Consider the following 20,143-nt stretch of genomic DNA (forward strand, 5'->3'; position numbering starts at 1 on the left):
GTACAGTCCCGCCGGCGATCACTTCCGGTGTACATGGCTGGATCGATTCGCGCGACCTAGAGTGCCGGCATTCCTTCTTCCATGCACAGGTCGTACCCATGAAACGCGAACCCCACCTCAGCAATGCCGCCCTCATGGCGCGCCGCAGCGCGGCCGTCGCACGCGGCGTCGGGCAGGCCCACGAAATCTTCGTCAGCCGGGCCGCCAACGCCGAACTGTGGGACGTGGAGGGCCGCCGCTACATCGATTTCGCCGGCGGCATCGCGGTGCTCAACACCGGCCATTGCCACCCGGAAATCAGTGCGGCCGTGAAGGCGCAGGTCGATCTCTACTCGCACACCTGCTTCCAGGTGGTGGCCTACGAGTCCTACGTGGAGCTGGCCGAGCGCCTGAACGCGCTGGCGCCAGGCAACTTCGCGAAGAAGTCGATCTTCCTGAGCACCGGCGCCGAGGCGGTCGAGAACGCGGTGAAGATCGCCCGCGCCCACACCCGGCGCCCCGGCGTCATTGCCTTCAACGGCGGCTACCACGGCCGCACGATGATGACGCTGGGCCTGACCGGCAAGGTGGCCCCCTACAAGATCGGCTTCGGCCCCTTTCCGGGCGAGGTGTTCCATGCGCTCTACCCGAATGCGCTGCACGGCGTGAGCGTGGACGATGCGCTGCATTCGGTCGAGCTGCTGTTCAAGAACGACATCGAACCCGAACGCGTGGCCGCCTTCATCCTGGAGCCGGTGCAGGGCGAGGGCGGCTTCTACGTGGCACCCAACGACTTCGTCGAGGGCCTGCGCGCGCTGGCGGACCGCCACGGCATCCTGATCATTGCCGACGAGGTGCAGACCGGCGCGGGCCGCACCGGCACCTGGTTCGCCAGCGAGCAATGGCCCGTGGCGCCCGACCTGATCACCACCGCCAAGTCGATGGCGGGCGGCTTCCCGATCTCCGGCGTGGTGGGCCGCGCCGAGGTGATGGACGCTCCCGCGCCCGGCGGCCTGGGCGGCACCTATGCCGGCAGCCCCATCGGTTGCGCCGCGGCGCTGGCGGTGCTCAAGGTGTTCGACGAAGAGCAGTTGCTGGCCCGCAGCCGCGCCATGGGCGAGCGGCTCACGGCAGGCCTCTGCCGCATCGCGGCCGACGTGCCGGCCATCGGCGATGTGCGGGGGCTCGGCGCCATGGTGGCCATCGAGCTGTTCGAAGAAGGCGACACCGCGCGGCCCGATGCCGCGCTGACCCGCCAGGTGGTCGCGGAGGCGGCGCGGCGCGGGTTGATCCTGCTGTCATGCGGAACCTACGGCAATGTCATTCGCGTGCTGGTGCCGCTGACGGCATCCGACTTGCTTGTGGACGAAGGCCTGGCGCTTCTCGCGGACAGCTTCGCCGCACTGCGCTGATCGACCGATCTCTTTCTGAAATCCTCCATGACAGCTGAACCCTTGGTGCGCTTCCAGCGCGTCCAGAAAACCTACGACGGCGAGCACCTGGTGGTGCGCCAGCTCGATCTGGACATTCACCGTGGTGAGTTCCTGAGCCTGCTCGGGCCTTCGGGCTCGGGCAAGACCACCACGCTGATGATGCTGGCGGGCTTCGAGTCGCCGACCTCGGGCGACATATTGCTGGACGGCAAGCAGATCACCGGCGTGCCGCCGCACAAGCGCAACTTCGGCATGGTGTTCCAGAACTACGCACTGTTTCCGCACCTGAGCGTGGGCCAGAACGTGGCCTATCCGCTGACGGTGCGCAAGGTGCCGAAGGACGAGCAGCAGCGCCGCGTGCAGCGCGCGCTCGACATGGTCCAGCTGCGCGGCATGACCGACCGCCTGCCCGGCCAGCTCTCGGGCGGCCAGCAGCAGCGCGTGGCGCTGGCGCGTGCGCTGGTGTTCGAGCCGCAGCTCGTGCTGATGGACGAGCCGCTCGGCGCGCTCGACAAGCAGTTGCGCGAGCACATGCAGATCGAGCTCAAGGACCTGCACCGCCAGCTGGGCGTGACCTTCGTGTACGTGACGCACGACCAGGGCGAGGCGCTCACCATGAGCGACCGCGTCGCGGTGTTCAACGAAGGCGTGATCCAGCAGCTGGACACGGTCGACGGCCTGTACGAAAAGCCGTCCAACCGCTTCGTGGCCGGCTTCGTCGGCGACAACACCGTGCTCAAGGGCCAGCTGGCCCGCGGCGGCGAGCAGGCCGGGATGACGCTGCCCGACGGCCGCGTGCTGCACGGGCTCAACGTCGGCGGCGCGGCAGCGGGTGCGGCCGTCGAGGCCTGCATCCGCCCCGAGCGGGTGGTGCTGCACCGCAGCCCGGCCGCACAGGACGCGCCCGGCGCCAACATGCTCGCCGCCCAGGTGTCGCGCGTCATCTACTTCGGCGACCACCTGCGGCTGCTGTGCGGCGTTGGCGACGGCCAGGCCGAAGCCACCGTGAAGCTGCCGCTGGACGGCCTGGACGGCGCCGCCGCGCCACAGCCCGGCGAAGCGGTGGTGCTCGAATTTCCGATGGCGCATGTGCGCATCTACGCCCCCTGAACCCGGCCCCGTTGTTCCCTCCCTTCCCTCCCGTTTTCTTCTTTCCTTTCATCACCCCGAAAGACTTCTCCATGAAAAAGACCCTCCTCGCCTGCACCGTCGCCGTCAGCTTCGCGCTGCCGGCCTTCGCCCAGCAGCAGCTCACCGTGGTCAACTTCGGCGGTGCCAACGCCAATGCCCAGAAGAAGGCGTACTACGAGCCCTACGAGAAGGCCGGCACCAAGATCATCCCGGTCGAATACAACGGCGAACAGGCCAAGATCAAGGCCATGGTCGAGACGAAGAAGGTCACCTGGGACGTGGTCGAGGTCGAGTCGCCCGATGTGGCGCGCGGCTGCGACGAGGGCCTGTTCGAGAAGCTCGACTATTCCAAGATCGGCAACAAGGCCGACTTCCTTCCCGCCGCGATCACCGACTGCGGCGTCGGCCTCTTCGTGTGGTCCACCGTCATGGCCTACAACGGCGAGAAGCTCAAGACCGCGCCCAGCAGCTGGGCCGACTTCTGGGACGTGAAGAAGATCCCCGGCAAGCGCGGCATGCGCAAGGGCGCGCGCTACAACCTGGAGTTCGCGCTCATGGCCGACGGCGTGAAGCCGGCCGATGTCTACAAGGTGCTCGCCACCAAGGACGGCGCCGACCGCGCCTTCAAGAAGCTCACCGAGCTCAAGCCCAACATCCAGTGGTGGGAGGCCGGTGCGCAGCCGCCGCAGTTCCTGGTGGCCGGCGACGTGGTGCTGACCACCGTGTACAACGGCCGCATCGACGCGGCCAACCGCGAAGGCCGCGACCTCAAGATCTACTGGCCGGGCGGCATCTACGACCTGGACTACCTGGTGATTCCGAAGGGCGCGCCGAACAAGGAGGCTTCGCTCAAGTACATCCAGTTCGCGATGCAGCCGGCCAACCAGGCGGTCTATGCCCAGAACATCGCCTACGGCCCCGCCAACACCAAGGCGCTGGCTTCGCTCAGCAGCAAGGTGCTGGCCGACCTGCCGACCTCGGCGACCAACGCCAAGGACTCGCTGCAGTTCAACGTCGGCTTCTGGGCCGACCAAGGCGAGGCGCTCGAGAAGCGCTTTGCATCCTGGGCCACGCAGTAAGCGGGCAGGCAAGAGGCCATGCACGCGGCAACGACTGCCCCCCTCGGTTCGGCAGAGGCGCCACCCGGCGAGCTACGGCGTGCGCTGGCACGCGCCGACGCCCGCCGCAAGTGGCGCGCCTTCGCGCTCACGGTGCCGCTGCTGGTGTTCCTGCTGCTCACGCTGCTGGTGCCCATCGTGGCGCTGCTGCAGCGCGCGGTCGAGAACCCCGAGGTGGCCAACGCGCTGCCGCGCACCGTGCGCGCGCTCGACGGATGGAACCGCAAGGAGGCGCCCGCGCCGGCGGCCTATGCCGCCATTGCGGCCGACCTCGGCCAGCTGCCCGACAGCTCCGACGCGGGCGCCCTGGCGCGCCGCCTCAACACCGAGATCGCGGGCGCCCGCTCGCTCGTGATGGGCACCTTCCGGGCGCTGCCCATCGCCGGCACGCCGGAAGAAATCAAGGCGCGCATGCTGGCAATCGATCCGCGCTGGGGCGAAGCGCCGTACTGGCAGGCGATTGCCAAGAACGGCTCGCGCTGGACGCCCGACTACCTGCTCGCCTCGGTCGACCTGCGGCGCGACGTGGCCGGCGACGTGGAGCGCATGCCCGCCGACCAGCGCGCGTTCGCCGGCATCCTGCTGCGCACCTTCCAGATCAGCGCCGTCGTCACCTTCTTCTGCCTGCTGCTGGCCTATCCGCTGGCCTGGTGGCTGTCGACGCTGCCGGCGCGCAAGGCCAACGTGCTGATGATCCTGGTGCTGGTGCCGTTCTGGACGTCCATCCTGGTGCGCGTGGCGGCGTGGATCGTGCTGCTGCAATCCGAGGGGCTGGTCAACCGCGGCCTCATGGGCATCGGCCTCATCGACCATCCGCTGGCGCTGCTGTTCAACCGCACCGGCGTGATCATCGCGATGGTGCACATCCTGCTGCCCTTCATGATCCTGCCGCTCTACAGCGTGATGAAGAGCGTGCCGCCCACCTACCTGCGCGCGGCCGTCTCGCTGGGCAGTTCGCCGCTGGCGGCGTTCTTCCGCGTCTACGTGCCGCAGACCTATCCGGGCATCGGCGCGGGTGCGCTGCTGGTCTTCATCCTGGCCATCGGCTACTACGTCACGCCGGCGCTCCTGGGCGGCGCGGACGACCAGATGCTGAGCTACTACATCGCGCGCTACACCAACGTGGAAGTCAACTGGGGCATGGCCTGCGCGCTGGGCACCGTGCTGCTGGTCGCCACGCTGCTGCTGTATGCCGTGTACCGCCGCATCGGCAAGGCCGAACTGAGCCTCGGCTGAACCGCACGACAGCACGAAAGACACACACGCATGTTCAAGCTCCCTCACTTCCCGGCCTACGCCACCTTCGCCGACAAGCTCGGCTGGTGGGCGGTGCGCGCGGGCTGCGTCGCGGTGCTGGCCTTTCTGCTGGCGCCCATCCTGGTGGTGATTCCGCTGTCGTTCTCCGACAGCTCGTTCCTGGCCTATCCGATTCCCGGCTGGTCGCTGCGCTGGTACCGCAACCTCTTCGAGTCGCCCGAGTGGGCGCGCGCGGCGCGCAACAGCTTCATCGTCGCGCCGGCCGCCACGGTGCTGGCCACCGTGCTGGGCACGCTCGCGGCGGTGGGGCTGTCGCGCACGAGCTTCGCCTTCAAGGGCCTGCTCATGAGCGTGCTGATCTCGCCGATGGTGGTGCCCATCGTGGTGGTGGGCGTCGCCACGTACCTCTACTTCGCGCCCATCGGCCTGGCCGACACCTACTTCGGTCTGATCGTGGTGCATGCCGCGCTGGGCGCACCGTTCGTGCTGACCACCGTGCTGGCCACGCTGGCCGGCTTCAACCAGAACCTGGTGCGCGCATCGCTGAGCCTGGGCGAAACGCCGTTCAGGACCTTCATGCGCATCACGCTGCCGGTGATTGCGCCGGGCGTGATCTCGGGTGCGCTGTTCGCCTTTGCCACCTCGTTCGACGAAGTGGTGGTCACGCTGTTCCTCGCGGGGCCCGACCAGGTCACGCTGCCGCGTCAGATGTTCACCGGCATCCGCGAGAACATCTCGCCCACCATCGCCGCGGTTGCGACGCTGCTGATCGTCTTCACCACCACGCTGCTGCTCGCGCTCGAATGGTTGCGCGGCCGGCGGCGCTGAACCGCCTTGCCTGCAATGCCCACGACCACCCCGAACCAGCCGCTCGGCGGCAACACGATGCCGCGCTTCGCCGGCCCCGGCACGATGATGCGGCTGCCGGCCGCAACCTCCCCCGAGGGCCTCGACGCCGCGTTCATCGGCGTGCCGCTGGACATCGGCACCTCCAACCGGCCGGGCGCGCGCTTCGGGCCACGCCAGATCCGCGCCGAGTCGGCGCTGCTGCGCCCCTACAACATGGCCACCGGCGCCGCGCCTTTCGACCGGCTGAACGTGGCCGACCTGGGCGACGTGCCGATCAACACCTACTCGCTCGAGAAATCGGTCGACATCGTCTCGGCCTTCTACGACACGGTGCTGGCCGCCGGCTGCACGCCGCTGACGCTCGGCGGCGACCACACCATCGCGCTGCCGATCCTGCGTGCGGTGGCACGCAGGCATGGCCCGGTGGCGCTGGTGCACGTAGATGCCCATGCGGACGTGAACGACGACATGTTCGGAGAGCGCATCGCCCACGGCACACCATTCCGGCGCGCGGTCGAAGAAGGCCTGCTGGCCTGCGACAAGGTCTGGCAGATCGGCCTGCGCGGCACCGGCTATGCGGCGGACGATTTCGACTGGCCGCGCGAACAGGGCTTCACCGTGGTGCAGGCGCACGAGGTCTGGTACCGGTCGCTCGCGCCGCTGATGGCGCAAGTGCGCGAGCGCATCGGGCCCACGCACCCGGTCTACATCAGCTTCGACATCGACGGCATCGATCCCTCGTTCGCCGGCGGCACCGGAACGCCCGAGATCGGTGGGCTCACCGTGCCGCAGGCGCTGGAGATCGTGCGCGGCTGCCGCGGCCTGAACGTGGTGGGCGCCGACCTGGTGGAGGTCAGCCCGCCTTACGACACGAGCGGAAACACCGCACTGCTCGGCGCCAACCTGCTCTACGAAATGCTGTGCGTGCTTCCCGGCGTGCCCTTTCGCTGACACCGGCGACCCACTCCTTGCTAGACAACACGACACCATGGACACCAGAACCTCTCCCCTCGCGCTGCTGAACGACCCGACCCTGCTCAAGACCGATGCGCTGATTGCCGGCGAATGGACAAGGGGCGCCGGCCGCTTCGACGTGAACGACCCGGCCACCGGACTGAAGCTGGTCGATGTGGCCAACCTCGCGCGGGCGGACGCCGTGCGCGCCATTGCCGCCGCCAACAAGGCGCTGGCCGCCTGGCGCGGCAAGACCGGCAAGGAGCGCAGCATCGTGCTGCGCAAGTGGTTCGACCTGCTGATCGCCAACACCGAAGACCTCGGCCGCCTGATGACCGCCGAGCAGGGCAAGCCCTTTGCCGAGGCCAAGGGCGAGGTCGCCTATGGCGCGAGCTTCGTCGAGTGGTTCGCCGAAGAGGCCAAGCGCGTGAACGGCGAGGTGCTGCCGCAGTTCGACAACAACCGCCGCCTGCTGGTGATGAAGCAGGCCATCGGCGTGTGCGCGGCGATCACGCCATGGAATTTTCCGCTCGCGATGATCACCCGCAAGGTGGCGCCGGCGCTGGCCGCGGGTTGCACGGTGATCATCAAGCCGGCCGAACTCACGCCGCTGACCGCGCTGGCCGCGGCGGAACTGGCGGTGCGCGCCGGCATTCCGGCGGGCGTGCTCAACGTGCTCACGGCCGACAGCCAGAACAGCATCGCGATCGGCAAGGAACTGTGCGAGAGCGACGTCGTTCGCCACCTGAGCTTCACGGGGTCCACCGAAGTGGGCCGCATCCTCATGAGCCAGTGCGCGCCGACGGTCAAGAAGCTGTCGCTGGAGCTGGGCGGCAACGCGCCTTTTCTGGTGTTCGACGATGCGGATCTGGACTCCGCAGTCGAAGGCGCCATGGCGAGCAAGTACCGCAACGCCGGCCAGACCTGCGTGTGCGCGAACCGGCTGTATGTGCAGGACGGCATCTATGACGCCTTCGTCGAGAAGTTCGCGGCCAGGGTCAAGGCGCTCAAGGTCGGCAACGGCTTCGAGGACGGCGTGGTGCAGGGCCCGCTGATCGAGGAAGCGGCCGTCGACAAGGTGCAGCGCCATGTGGCCGACGCCGTCGCCAAGGGCGGCAAGGTGCTGGCGGGCGGCCACAGGATGCAGGGCCAGTTCTTCGAGCCGACCGTGGTGGCCGAAGCCACCGCCGACATGTTGTGCGCGCGGGAAGAAACCTTCGGTCCCTTCGCCCCCGTGTTCCGCTTCAAGACCGAACAGGACGGCATCGACGCGGCGAACAACACCGAGTTCGGCCTGGCGAGCTACTTCTACACGCGCGACGTGGGGCGCATCTTCCGTGTGGCGGAAGCGCTGGAGTACGGCATGGTGGGCATCAACGCGGGCGTGATCGCCACCGAGCACGTGCCCTTCGGCGGCGTGAAGCAGTCGGGCCTGGGACGCGAAGGCTCGCACCACGGGATGGACGACTACGTGGAGATCAAGTACCTCTGCCTGGGCGACATCCAGAAATAAGAAGCACGGCAGGGCGGGGACCGGTCCCCGCCCTGCCCGCTATCTCGCCAGCACCGGCTTGAGCGCCACGCCGGTGTGCGTGCCCAGCCGCACCACCTCTTCCGGCGGTGCCGCGGCCACGATGCGCCCGCCGGCGTTGCCGCCTTCGGGCCCGAGGTCGATGATCCAGTCGGCTTCGGCGATCACGTCGAGGTCGTGCTCGATCACCACCACGCTGTGCCCGCCGTTCACCAGCCGGTGCAGCACGTGGATCAGCTTCTCGACGTCGGCCATGTGCAGGCCCACGGTCGGCTCGTCGAGCACGTAGAGCGTGTGCGGCGCCTTCTGGCCGCGGCGGGTGATGTCGTCGCGCACCTTGCTCAACTCGGTCACCAGCTTGATGCGCTGCGCCTCGCCGCCCGAGAGCGTGGGCGAGGGCTGGCCGAGCGTGAGATAGCCGAGCCCCACGTCTTTCAGCAACTGCAGCGGATGGCTGATGTTGGGCATGGCCGAGAAGAACTCGACCGCCTCGTCCACCTCCATCTTCAGCACGTCGCCGATGCTCTTGCCGCGCCAGCTCACGGCCAGCGTCTCGGGGTTGAAGCGCGCGCCGTGGCACACCTCGCAGGGCACCTTCACGTCGGGCAGGAAGCTCATCTCGATGGTGCGCACGCCCGCGCCTTCGCAGCCCGGGCAGCGGCCTTCGCCGGTGTTGAAGCTGAAGCGCGCCGGGCCGTAGCCGCGCGCCTTGGCTTCGAGCGTGTCGGCGAAGAGCTTGCGGATGGTGTCCCAGAAGCCGATGTAGGTGGCCGGGCAGCTGCGCGGCGTCTTGCCGATGGGGGTCTGGTCGACTTCGAGCACGCGGTCGATGACTTCGTAGCCATCGACGCTGCTGCAGCCAGTCCAGCCCGGGCGCTTGCCCGCGGCATCGGCATCGCGGCCGGCCTTGGTCATGCGCTGGATCACGATCGCCTGCACGTTGGTCAGCAGCACGTCGCGCGCGAGCGTGGACTTGCCCGAGCCACTGACGCCGGTGACCACCACAAGGCGATGCAGCGGCAGGGTGGCGGTCACGTGCTGCAGGTTGTGCAGGTCGGCGCCGTGCACGGTGAACCAGTTGCCGCTGTCTTCCGCCTTCGGGTCGGGCGAGGGGATCAGGCGCCGGGCCTGCAGCGGATGCTTGATGGCATCGCGGAGGTAACGGCCGGTCTGCGATTCGCCCGCCGCCTCGATATCGGCCACCGAGCCTTCGGCCACGAGCCGTCCGCCGCGCTTGCCAGCGCTCGGACCGATGTCGATGATGTGATCGGCGCGGCGGATGGTGTCCTCGTCGTGCTCCACCACCACCAGCGTGTTGCCCTTCTCGCCGAGCTTGTGCAGCGCGTTCAGCAGGATCTGGTTGTCGCGCGCATGCAGGCCGATGGTCGGCTCGTCGAGCACGTAGCACACGCCCTGCAGGTTGCTGCCGAGCTGCGCGGCCAGGCGGATGCGTTGCGCCTCGCCACCACTCAGCGTGGGCGCGCCGCGGTCGAGCGTCAGATAGCCCAGCCCCACTTCTTCAAGGAATTCGAGGCGGCTCTTGATCTCGGGCACGAGGTCGCGTGCGATCTCGGCTTCGCGGCCGGTGAGCACCAGCCCTTCGAACCACTGGCGCACCTCGGTCACGCTCATGCGCGCGAGCTCGGTGATGCCGATGCCGCCCGAGCCGTCGGCCGCGGTGCCGAAGCCCACCGCGCGCGCCGTGGCGTTCAGGCGCGTTCCGGAGCAGGTCGGGCAGGCCGTGTCGGCCAGGTCTTCGACCTCGGGCTCGGCAAAGGTCTGCTCGCGGCCCTTGTTGTCGTCGTCGCGGATCGAATCGTCGAAGACCTTGCGCTGGTCCTTGCTGAGCTTGACGCCCGTGCCCACGCAATCGGGGCACCAGCCGTGCTTGCTGTTGTAGCTGAAGAGGCGCGGATCGAGTTCGGCGTAGCTGGTGCTGCAGACCGGGCAGGCGCGCAGCGTGGAGAACACGTTGACGCGGCCGATGCCCGAGGCCGAGACGCCCGCCATCATCGCGGCCTTGAGGCCGTCGAGCTGGCTCAGCACATGCACCACGCCCTTGCCGTGCTCGAGCGCCTTGGTGAGCGCCTCGCGCAGCTCGTTCTCCTTCGAGGGCAGCACGTCGAGGCTGGCCACGGGCAGCTCGATGCTGTGCTCCTTGAAGCGGTCGATGCGCGGGAAGCCCGTCGTCGGCAGGAAATCGCCGTCGACGCGCAGGTGCGTGAAGCCGCGCGGCCGCGCCCAGTCGGCCAGCTCGGTGTACACGCCCTTGCGGTTGCTCACCAGCGGCGCGAGCAGGCCGATGTGCTGGCCCTTGAAGTTGCGCATCAGCTGCGCGGCGATGCTGTCGGGCGTCTGCGGCTGCACGGCCGCGCCGTCGTGGATGCAGTGCTGGATGCCCAGCTTCACATACAGGAGGCGCAGGAAGTGCCACACCTCGGTGGTGGTGCCCACCGTGCTCTTGCGGCCACCGCGCGAGAGGCGCTGCTCGATGGCCACGGTCGGCGGAATGCCGTAGACCGCATCCACCTCGGGCCGCCCCGCCGGCTGCACGATGCTGCGCGCATACGCATTGAGCGATTCGAGGTAGCGGCGCTGTCCTTCGTTGAAAAGAATGTCGAAGGCCAGCGTCGATTTGCCCGAGCCGCTGACGCCCGTCACCACGCTGAACTTGCCGCGCGGAATGTTCACGCTGAGGTTCTTCAGGTTGTGCTCGCGCGCATTCACGATCTCGATGGCGTTGCTGCCGGGCGCCGTCTTCGCGTTCGCGATGTAGCGCCGCGCCGCGCGTTCGGCCACCTTGTAGGCCTCGGGGCCGATGGCCAGTTCGTAGTCGGCCAGCGCGGCGCCGGTGAGCGATGCGCGGTTCTCGCGCAGTTGCTCGGGCGTGCCTTCGGCCACCACCTGGCCGCCGCCCTCGCCGCCTTCGGGGCCGAGGTCGATGAGCCAGTCGCTGGCGCGGATCACGTCCAGGTTGTGCTCGATGACGATCAGCGAATGGCCGGCGTCCAGCAGCTTGCGCAGCGCGCGCATCAGGCGCGCGATGTCATCGAAGTGCAGGCCCGTGGTCGGCTCGTCGAACAGGAACAGCGTGCCCTTGCGCGCGACCGATTGCTTGCTCGCGGTCGCGCTCTTTGCTGCTTCAGCGAGGAAGCCCGCGAGCTTCAGGCGCTGCGCCTCACCGCCCGAGAGCGTGGGCACGGGCTGGCCGAGCTTGACGTAGTCCAGGCCCACATCGGAGATCGGCTGCAGCACGCGCAGCACGTCGCGGTCGGCCTCGAACACCACTGCCGCCTCGGCCACGGTGAGGTCGAGCACGTCGGCCACGTTGTAGTTCTTGCCTTTGCGCTCCACGCGCACTTCGAGGATTTCGGGGCGGTAGCGCTTGCCGTCGCAATCGGGGCAGCGCAGGTACACGTCCGACAGGAACTGCATCTCGACGTGCTCGAAGCCCGAGCCGCCGCAGGTCGGGCAGCGCCCGTCGCCCGAGTTGAAGCTGAACTTGCTTGCGGTGTAGCCGCGCTGGCGCGAGAGCGCCGCGGTGGCGAAGATCTCGCGGATCGCGTCCCACGCGCCCACGTAGCTCGCGGGGTTGGAGCGCGCGGTCTTGCCGATGGGCGACTGGTCGACGAAGACCACGTCGCCCAGGTGATCGGCGCCGAGCATGCGGTCGTGCGCACCGGGCGTTTCCGTGGCCTTGCCGAAGTGGCGCATGAGCGCGGGCGCGAGCACGTCCTGGATCAGCGTCGATTTGCCCGAGCCGCTGACGCCGGTCACGCACACCAGCCGCGCGAGCGGAAATTCGACTGTCACGTTCTGCAGGTTGTGCTCGCGCGCGCCTTCGAGGATGAGCCGGTGCGTGTTCTCGCTCACCAGCCGCTTGAAGCCCATGCCGATCTTCTTGCGCCCGCCCAGGTACTGGCCGGTGAGCGTGTCGGCGTCGCGCAGTTGATCCGTCGTGCCGTCGAACACGATCTGCCCGCCGCGGATGCCGGGGCCGGGGCCCATGTCGATCACACGGTCGGCCGCGAGCATGACCGCCGGGTCGTGCTCGACCACCACCAGCGTGTTGCCCGCATCGCGCAGGCGCAGCATGGCCTCGGTGATGCGGTTCATGTCGCGCGGGTGCAGGCCGATGCTGGGCTCGTCGAGCACGAAGAGGGTGTTGACCAGCGAGGTGCCGAGCGCGGTGGTGAGGTTGATGCGCTGCACCTCGCCGCCCGAGAGCGTGCGGCTCTGGCGGTCGAGCGTGAGGTAGCCGATGCCGACGTCGTGCAGGTAGCGCAGGCGGGTGGTGATTTCTTCGAAGAGGAGTTTGAGGGCCTGGGTTTCGCCGTGTCTCGCTCCTTCCCCCTCTGGGGGAAGGTTGGGATGGGGGCTCTCGGCCTCCACCACCGCCACAGCCTTTGCAGAGGCCGCATGCCCCCACCCCTGCCCTCCCCCAGAGGGGGAGGGAGCGAATCCCTGGCCCATGCGATCGAAGAAGCGCCGCAGCCGCTCGATGGGCAGCAGCATCAGGTCATGCAGGCAGAGGCCCGGCAGCGCTTCGAGCTGCGCGCGCGACCACTTCACGCCGGTCGGCATGAAGCGCTTCTCGGGAGGCAGCACCGCGTCAGCGTCTTCCTTGCTGCCGATGCGCCAGAGCAGGCTGTCCAGCTTCAGGCGCGCGCCGCTGCAGACGGGGCATTGCGTGTAGCTGCGGTACTTGGACAAGAGCACGCGAATGTGCATCTTGTAGGCCTTGCTCTCCAGGTAGCCGAAGAAGCGGCGCACGCCATACCACTGCTTGTTCCAGTTGCCGTCCTTGTAGTTGGGCGTGCCCTCGATCACCCAGTGCTTCTGCTCGTCGGTGAGCTTGTTCCAGGGCGTGTCGCGCGGAATGCCAGCGGCCTCGGCGTGCCGCATGAGATCGTCCTGCGCCTCTTTCCACGCCGGTGTCTGGATCGTCTTGATGGCGCCCGCGCGCAGCGTGAGCTTGTCGTTCGGGATCACGAGGCCGAGGTCGACACCGATGACGCGACCGAAGCCGCGGCAGGTGTCGCAGGCGCCGACCGCCGAGTTGAACGAAAACATCGACGGGATCGGATCGGTGTAGCGGATGTCGCTCTCGGGGCAGTGCAGGCCGGTGGAGAACTTCCACACATCAGTGGGCGCAGACATCACCCCCACGCTCCCCACTTCGTGTGGTTCGCTGCCCCCCGAGGGGGCTGGCCCGCCTTGGGGCGGCCCTGCGACGGGCCCCTCAGCCCCGGTCGCATGCACGGTGACACGCCCGCTGCCGCGCTTGAGCGCCACCTCGATCGCCTCCACCACGCGCGAACGCTCGGCGCTGGAGATGCGAAAGCGGTCGGCCACCACGTCGAGCACCTTGCGCGGGCCGGTGGGCGTGGCCACCTCGCGCTCGGACTGCACGCGCGTGAAGCCGCTGGCCGAGAGCCATTGCGTCACTTCTTCGGCCGACGTGCCGGCCGGCAGCTCGACCGGGAAGGTGATGACCAGCCGCGGATCGCCCGCTGCAGCCGCGCGCTCGGCGATCTGGGCATAGATGCTGTCGGGTGAGTCATGGCGCACCGGCAGCGCCGTTTCGCGGTCGAACAGCTGCGCCGCACGGGCGTAGAGCAGCTTCAGGTGGTCGTTCAGCTCGGTCATCGTGCCGACCGTGGAGCGCGAGGAGCGCACCGGGTTGGTCTGGTCGATGGCGATGGCGGGCGGCACGCCCTCCACCTTGTCGACGGCCGGCTTGTCCATCCGGTCCAGGAACTGGCGCGCGTAGGCGGAGAAGGTTTCCACATAACGCCGCTGGCCTTCGGCGTAGAGGGTGTCGAACACGAGACTCGATTTGCCCGAGCCGCTGGGCCCGGTGACCACGGTCATCTCGCCTGTGCGGATGTCGAGGTCGAGGTTCTGGAGGTTGTGCTGGCGCGCGCCGCGAATCCGGATGGAGCCCTGTGTCATGAGTGCCTTGGGGGGTGGGGCAAACATTCTAGGGAGTGGTCCATGACGCATCCGTGCACTGCATCACAAGGTCTGCGCTCGCGCAGGGGTTTGTCCGTATTCATCTGGAAGACACTTTCGGAAACAAATAGCACGTTTGTTTTCATTTAAACGAGGGCTTCCCTCGAAAGGCTTCCCATGACGAAGATGCGCACGCTTTGCGTCGCGGCCCTGCTGGCGTTGACGGCGATGGGCGCCTCGGCCCAGATCCTCATCGGCCAGACCGCCGGCATGACCGGCTCGGTCGCCGCGAGCGTGAACGAGACCATCGGCGGCGCGCAGCTGGTGATCGATGCGGCCAACGCCCAGGGCGGCATCCACGGCGAGAAGATCGAGGTGATCCGCATGGACGACGCCTTCGACGTGAAGCGCGCCAGCGACAACGCCCGCGTGCTGATCGAAGACAAAAAAGTGGTGGCGCTCTTCATGAGCCGCGGCACGCCGCACTCGCAGGCGATCATTCCGTGGCTCGACAAGAACGAGGTGGCGCTGATCGGCCCTTCCACCGGCGCCATGGTGCTGCACAAGCCGCTGCAAAAGCATGTGTTCAACGTGCGCGCCACCTACCAGCGCGAGGCCGAGAAGGCGGTGCAGCACCTCTTGACTACCGGGCTCACGCGCATCGCTGTGGTGTATGTGACCGACTCGTTCGGCAAGGACGCGCTCGAAGGCGCGATGACCGGTTTCACCAAGGGCAAGACCACGCCGACGGTGACCATTCCGGCCGACCGCGACAAGCCCGACTACGCGACCATCGTGCCGGCCATCAAGGACGCCAACGCGCAGGCGGTGCTGTGGATCGGCTCGGGCGTGGCGGTGGTCGACGGCATCAAGGCGCTGCGTGCGTCGGGCTCGGCGGCGCAGGTGGTCACGCTGTCGAACAACGCCTCGTCGGGCTTCATCAAGCAGCTGGGCGATGCGAGCCGCGGCGTGATCGTGACGCAGGTGTTCCCGAACGAGCGCTCGCTCGGCCAGCCGATGGTGAAGGAGGCGCTCACGCTGGCCAAGGCCAAGGGGCAGGCAGAACTTTCGCCTGCTGCGCTCGAGGGCTTCGCTTCGGCGAAGGTGCTGGTCGAGGCCCTGCGCCGCGCGGGGCCCAAGCCCACGCGCGCCAAGGTGCTGGCCGCGCTGGAAAGCATCCGCAGCTACGACCTCGGCGGCGGGCTCGAGGTGAGCTACACGCCGCAGGACCACAGCGGCATCGACTTCGCGGACCTGGCGATCATCAGCGACGGGCGGTTCAAGCGCTGACCTTCCGCCCCTCCGAAATCTCCTCTGACCACGGCCCGCCGGCCTCCCCGGCGGGCCGTTGTTTTTGGCGATCTGGAAACAAAGTTCTGACAGGGTTTCTACGGGAAACTAAATGTCACTTGCAGCAACACATTACACATCTTCTGACAGGGGCGCACGCCTCGTGGAAAGGCTTTGCCCGATGAAGACGATGTTCACGTCCTGCGCCGCTGCGTTGCTGCTGGCGTTGGCTGCCCCGGGCGCTTCGGCCCAGATCCTGATCGGCCAGTCGGCCGACCTCTCGGGCCCGGTGGCGGCCAGCGTGAAGGAAACGATCCTGGGTTCGCAACTGGTGATCGACCAGGTCAACGCCCAGGGCGGCATCAACGGCGAGCAGATCGAGGTGATCCGCCTCGACGACGGCCTCGACGCCAAGCGCTCGCTCGAAAACACCCGCATCCTGATCGAGGAGAAGAAGGTCGTCGCGCTGCTGCTGAACCGCGGCACGCCCAACACGATCGCGGTGATCCCGCTGCTCGACAAATACGGCGTGGCGCTGGTCGGCCCGTCGACCGGCGCCATGGTGCTGCACAAGCCGCTGCAGAAGAACATCTTCAATGTGCGCTCGACCTACCAGCGCGAGGCCGAGAAGGCGGTGCAGCACCTGCAGACCACCGGCATCCAGCGCATCGCCGTGGTCCAGGCCGAGGACTCCTTCGGCAAGGATGCGATGGAAGGTGCGAACAAGGGCTTCGAGAAGGCGAACCTGAAGCCGGCGGTGATTGCGCTGGCCGACCGCAACAAGCCCGACTACTCGGCGATCGTGCCGCAGATCACCAAGGCCAATGCGCAGGCGGTGCTGTGGATCGGCTCGGGCACGGCGGTGACGGAAGGCGTGAAGGCGTTGCGGGCCGCGGGCTCGGCGGCGCAGATCATCACGCTGTCGAACAACGCCGCGTCGGGCTTCATCAAGGAACTGGGCTCGGCGAGCGCGGGCGTGATCATCACGCAGGTGCTGCCCTATGAGCGCTCGTTCGGCCATCCGCTGATCAAGGAAGCGCTGGCGCTCGCGAAGGCCAAGGGGCAGAACGAGTTGTCGCCGGCGCTGCTCGAGGGCTTCGTCGCCACCAAGGTGCTGGTGGAGGCGCTGCGCCGCACGGGGCCGAAGCCCACGCGCGCGAAGCTCATCGCCACGCTCAACAGCTTCCAGTACGACGCGGGCGGCGGGGTCGATGTGAACTACTCGCCGACGGACCACTCGGGCATCGACTATGTCGATCTGTCGATCGTCAGCGAGGGCCGGTTCAAGCGCTGACCGCAGCCTCCCCTCCTCCCCAAACACGGCCCGCCGGCGCACCCGGCGGGCCGTTTCTTTTGGGACATTGAAAACAACGGTCCGCAGGGTTTCCACATGCACAGAAATGTCACTTAAAGAAACACACTACACATCTTTTGACAATGACGACCAGTTCGTGGAAAGACCTCGCTCGATGAAGAAGATGTTCAAGTCCTGCACCGCCGCACTCCTGCTGGCGGCGATCACCCAAGGAGCGTCGGCCCAGATCGTGATCGGCCAGTCGGCCGACCTCTCCGGTCTTGTCTCCGCCAGCGTCAAGGAGGCGATCCTGGGCTCGCAGCTGCTCATCGACCAGGTCAACGCCCAGGGCGGCATCAACGGCGAGCGGATCGAGGTGATCCGCATGGACGACGGTTTCGATCCCAAACGCACCGTGGAGAACTCGCGCACGCTGATCGAGGACAAGAAGGTCATTGCCCTGCTGCTCAACCGCGGAACGCCCAACGCGACGGCCGTGATTCCCCTGCTCGAGAAGTACGGCGTGCCGCTGGTCGGTCCTTCCTCCGGCGCGATGGTGCTGCACGCGCCGGTGCAGAAGTACATCTTCAACGTGCGTTCGACCTATCAGCGCGAGGCCGAGAAGGCTGTGCAGCACCTGCACACCATCGGCATCCAGCGCATCGGCGTGGTGCAGGAGCAGGATTCCGCCTTCGCCACCGACGCCATGGTGGGTGCGAACCGCGGCTTCGAGAGCGCGAAGATCAAGCCCGCGGTGCTGGTGCCGGCGGACCGCCGCAAGCCCGACTACGGCACCATCGTTCCGCCGTTGACGCAGGCGAACGTGCAGGCCGTGCTCTGGATCGCTTCGGGCACGGCGGTCACCGAAGGCGTGAAGGCGCTGCGCGCGGCGGGCTCGGCGGCGCAGGTGATCACGCTGTCGAACAACGCCGCGTCGGGCTTCATCAAGGAGCTGGGCGCATCGAGCGGCGGTGTGATCGTCACGCAGGTGCTGCCGTACGAGCGCTCCTTCGGCCATCCACTGATCAAGGAAGCCATGGCGCTCGCGAAGGCCAAGGGGCAGAACGAACTGTCGCCCGCGCTGCTCGAGGGCTTCGTCGCCACCAAGGTGCTGGTGGAAGCGCTGCGCCGCACGGGCCCCAAGCCCACGCGTGCCCGGCTGCTCGCCACGCTCAACAGCTTCCAGTACGACGTGGGCGGCGGGCTCGACGTGAACTACTCGCCGACCGACCATTCGGGCATCGACTACGTCGACCTGTCGATCATCAGCGAGGGCCGCTTCAAGAGGTAGCTTGCCCCCGCCGCGTTTTCTGCTTCTTACTTACTTGGGCGCAGCGGCAGGTGCAGGCTCGTGCGTGGTGGTGTCGCCACCATGCTTCTCGCCCGACATGTCGACCTTGTCACCGGCCTTCGAGATCACGTACAGGGCAATGGCGGCAAAGATGACGAAGCCGACGACGATTTTCCACATGGGTGCTGTCTCCTGAAGAGGATGGGGATGGTGAGGAGGGTTCAAGGGGTTCAAGAAAAGGGCCTCATGCCGATGGATGGCATGAAGCCCCTTTGTTGAACGGAGGACCGCTCCCGCAGCCCTCCTCTCGCACATGCGATATGTGCGATGCGTGCGATCAGTCGTTCGCGTAGATGTCCACGTCCTTCGTCTCGCGGATGAAGATGGTGCCGATCACCAGCGTGATGCCCGCGATGATGATCGGGTACCAGAGGCCGTTGTACATGTTGCCGGTGGAGGCCACGATGGCGAAGGCCGTGGTCGGCAGCAGGCCGCCGAACCAGCCGTTGCCGATGTGATACGGCAGGCTCATCGAGGTGTAGCGGATGCGCGTGGGGAACAACTCGACCAGCATCGCCGCGATCGGGCCGTAGACCATCGTCACCAGCAGCACCAGCCAGAACAGCAGCACGATCGTCAGCACCTTGTTGATCTTGGCGGGGTCGGCCTTCGCCGGGTAGCCCGCGATCTTCAGGTCTTCGGCCACGCCCTTCTTGAAGGCCGCGATTTCCTTGGCCGAGCCTTCGTCGAACTTGGAGTTCACCACGTTGCCGACGGGCGCTTCGACCGTCTTGTCGCCGATCTTCACGATGGCCTTCGAACCCGGCGCGCCGGCCACGTTCTCATAGCTCACCGAGTTCTGCACGAGGTAACGCTTGGCGATGTCGCAGGAACTGCGGAAGTCGATTTCGCGGGCCACCGGATTGCCCTGGAACGAACAGGTTGCCGGGTCGGCCGTCACCGTGACGCCGGCCGTGGCCTGCGCGCGGGCCAGATCGGGGTTGGCGGCTTCGGTCAGCATCTTGAAGACCGGGAAGTAGGTGACCACGGCCAGCAGGCACCCGGCCATGATGATGGGCTTCCGGCCGATCTTGTCAGACAGCGTGCCGAAGACCACGAAGAACGGCGTGCCGAGCAGCAGCGCGGCGGCGATCATCAGGTTGGCGGTGGTCGAATCCACCTTCAGCTGTGCCGTCAGAAAGAACAGCGCGTAGAACTGGCCCGAGTACCAGACCACCGCCTGGCCCGCCGTGAGGCCGACCAGCGCCAGGATCACGATCTTCAGGTTCTTCCACTCGCCGAACGATTCGGACAGCGGCGCCTTCGAGGTCTTGCCCTCGGCCTTCATCTTCTGGAAGGCGGGCGATTCGCTCAGGGAGAGACGAATCCACACCGAGATGCCGAGCAGCAGGATCGACACCAGGAACGGAATGCGCCAGCCCCAGTCGTTGAACGCCGCTTCGCCCATGAACTCGCGCACGCCCAGGATCACCAGCAAGCTCAGGAACAGGCCCAGCGTTGCCGTGGTCTGGATCCACGAGGTGTACGCGCCGCGCTTGCCGTGCGGCGAGTGCTCGGCCACGTAGGTGGCCGCACCGCCGTACTCGCCGCCGAGCGCCAGGCCCTGCAGCATGCGCAGCGCGATCAGGATCACCGGCGCCGCGACGCCGATGGTCGCGTAGCTGGGCAGCAAGCCGACGATGAAGGTCGACAGGCCCATGATCAGGATCGTCACCAGGAAGGTGTACTTGCGCCCGATCATGTCGCCCAGGCGGCCGAACACGATGGCGCCGAACGGACGCACCAGGAAGCCGGCCGCAAACGCCAGCAGCGCGAAGATGAACCCGGCGGCCGGATCCAGGCCGCTGAAGAACTGCTTGGCAATGATCGCGGCGAGCGAACCGTAGAGGTAGAAGTCGTACCACTCGAACACGGTGCCGAGCGAGGAGGCGAAGATGACTTTCTTCTCCTCCGAGGACATGGGCCGGGGGGCCGGGTGCGGCACTCCCCGTGAATCTAGTGTGGCGGCCATTGCGTCGTCTCCTGTGTGTTTGCGTTCAT

General features: G+C 67.4%; 13 protein-coding genes. 10 read left to right on the plus strand and 3 right to left on the minus strand.

The annotated features are described in order from the left end of the window. Window positions 1-98: 98 nt before the first annotated feature. The 7 genes from gabT to NU688_RS31790 all read left to right on the plus strand — a co-directional run bounded on the left by gabT (window position 99) and on the right by NU688_RS31790 (window position 8,234). Window positions 99-1,391: a 4-aminobutyrate--2-oxoglutarate transaminase gene (gene gabT, locus NU688_RS31760; protein WP_257864870.1), complete on the plus strand. Its 1,293-nt coding sequence runs from the start codon at window positions 99-101 to the stop codon at window positions 1,389-1,391. A gap of 27 nt (window positions 1,392-1,418) precedes the next feature. Further along, window positions 1,419-2,522, plus strand: coding sequence for an ABC transporter ATP-binding protein (locus tag NU688_RS31765; protein WP_257864872.1), 1,104 nt, complete (start codon window positions 1,419-1,421; stop codon window positions 2,520-2,522). A gap of 71 nt (window positions 2,523-2,593) precedes the next feature. Continuing rightward, on the plus strand, window positions 2,594-3,622 hold the full coding sequence (locus tag NU688_RS31770; RefSeq protein WP_257864873.1) for an ABC transporter substrate-binding protein: 1,029 nt from the start codon (window positions 2,594-2,596) through the stop codon (window positions 3,620-3,622). Window positions 3,623-3,640: 18 nt separating this feature from the next. Further along, on the plus strand, window positions 3,641-4,897 hold the full coding sequence (locus NU688_RS31775; RefSeq protein WP_257864874.1) for an ABC transporter permease: 1,257 nt from the start codon (window positions 3,641-3,643) through the stop codon (window positions 4,895-4,897). Window positions 4,898-4,927: 30 nt separating this feature from the next. Continuing rightward, window positions 4,928-5,746, plus strand: a complete 819-nt coding sequence (locus tag NU688_RS31780) for an ABC transporter permease (RefSeq protein ID WP_257864875.1) — start codon at window positions 4,928-4,930, stop codon at window positions 5,744-5,746. A gap of 15 nt (window positions 5,747-5,761) precedes the next feature. Further along, the gene (gene speB, locus NU688_RS31785) at window positions 5,762-6,718 is read left to right on the plus strand and encodes an agmatinase (RefSeq protein WP_257864876.1); all 957 of its coding nucleotides are present in this window, start codon (window positions 5,762-5,764) and stop codon (window positions 6,716-6,718) included. Window positions 6,719-6,755: 37 nt separating this feature from the next. After that, complete coding sequence (locus NU688_RS31790; protein ID WP_257864877.1) at window positions 6,756-8,234, plus strand: NAD-dependent succinate-semialdehyde dehydrogenase; 1,479 nt, start codon at window positions 6,756-6,758, stop codon at window positions 8,232-8,234. A 39-nt stretch (window positions 8,235-8,273) separates the two neighbouring features. On the opposite strand, the gene uvrA is transcribed toward NU688_RS31790, so the two are convergent. Beyond that, window positions 8,274-14,207 carry an excinuclease ABC subunit UvrA gene (gene uvrA / locus NU688_RS31795; RefSeq protein ID WP_257864980.1) on the minus strand — a complete coding sequence of 1,978 codons (5,934 nt, stop codon included), beginning with the start codon at window positions 14,205-14,207 and terminating at the stop codon, window positions 8,274-8,276. Between the two features lie 177 nt (window positions 14,208-14,384). On the opposite strand from uvrA, the gene NU688_RS31800 reads away from it, so the two are divergent. From NU688_RS31800 to NU688_RS31810, 3 genes are all read left to right on the plus strand, one after another. After that, on the plus strand, window positions 14,385-15,497 hold the full coding sequence (locus tag NU688_RS31800; RefSeq protein WP_257864878.1) for an ABC transporter substrate-binding protein: 1,113 nt from the start codon (window positions 14,385-14,387) through the stop codon (window positions 15,495-15,497). Between the two features lie 181 nt (window positions 15,498-15,678). Next, window positions 15,679-16,791: an ABC transporter substrate-binding protein gene (locus NU688_RS31805; RefSeq protein ID WP_257864879.1), complete on the plus strand. Its 1,113-nt coding sequence runs from the start codon at window positions 15,679-15,681 to the stop codon at window positions 16,789-16,791. 175 nt (window positions 16,792-16,966) lie between these two features. Then, entirely contained in the window at window positions 16,967-18,082 is a 1,116-nt protein-coding gene (locus tag NU688_RS31810; RefSeq protein WP_257864880.1) for an ABC transporter substrate-binding protein, read from the plus strand. 30 nt (window positions 18,083-18,112) lie between these two features. On the opposite strand, the gene NU688_RS31815 is transcribed toward NU688_RS31810, so the two are convergent. Both NU688_RS31815 and NU688_RS31820 read right to left on the minus strand, forming a co-directional pair. Further along, the gene (locus NU688_RS31815) at window positions 18,113-18,262 is read right to left on the minus strand and encodes a hypothetical protein (protein WP_164546835.1); all 150 of its coding nucleotides are present in this window, start codon (window positions 18,260-18,262) and stop codon (window positions 18,113-18,115) included. Window positions 18,263-18,419: 157 nt separating this feature from the next. Continuing rightward, on the minus strand, window positions 18,420-20,114 hold the full coding sequence (locus tag NU688_RS31820) for an MFS transporter (RefSeq protein WP_257864881.1): 1,695 nt from the start codon (window positions 20,112-20,114) through the stop codon (window positions 18,420-18,422). Window positions 20,115-20,143 lie beyond the last annotated feature (29 nt).

The organism is Variovorax sp. ZS18.2.2 (assembly GCF_024701975.1).
Taxonomy (GTDB): Bacteria; Pseudomonadota; Gammaproteobacteria; order Burkholderiales; family Burkholderiaceae_C; genus Variovorax.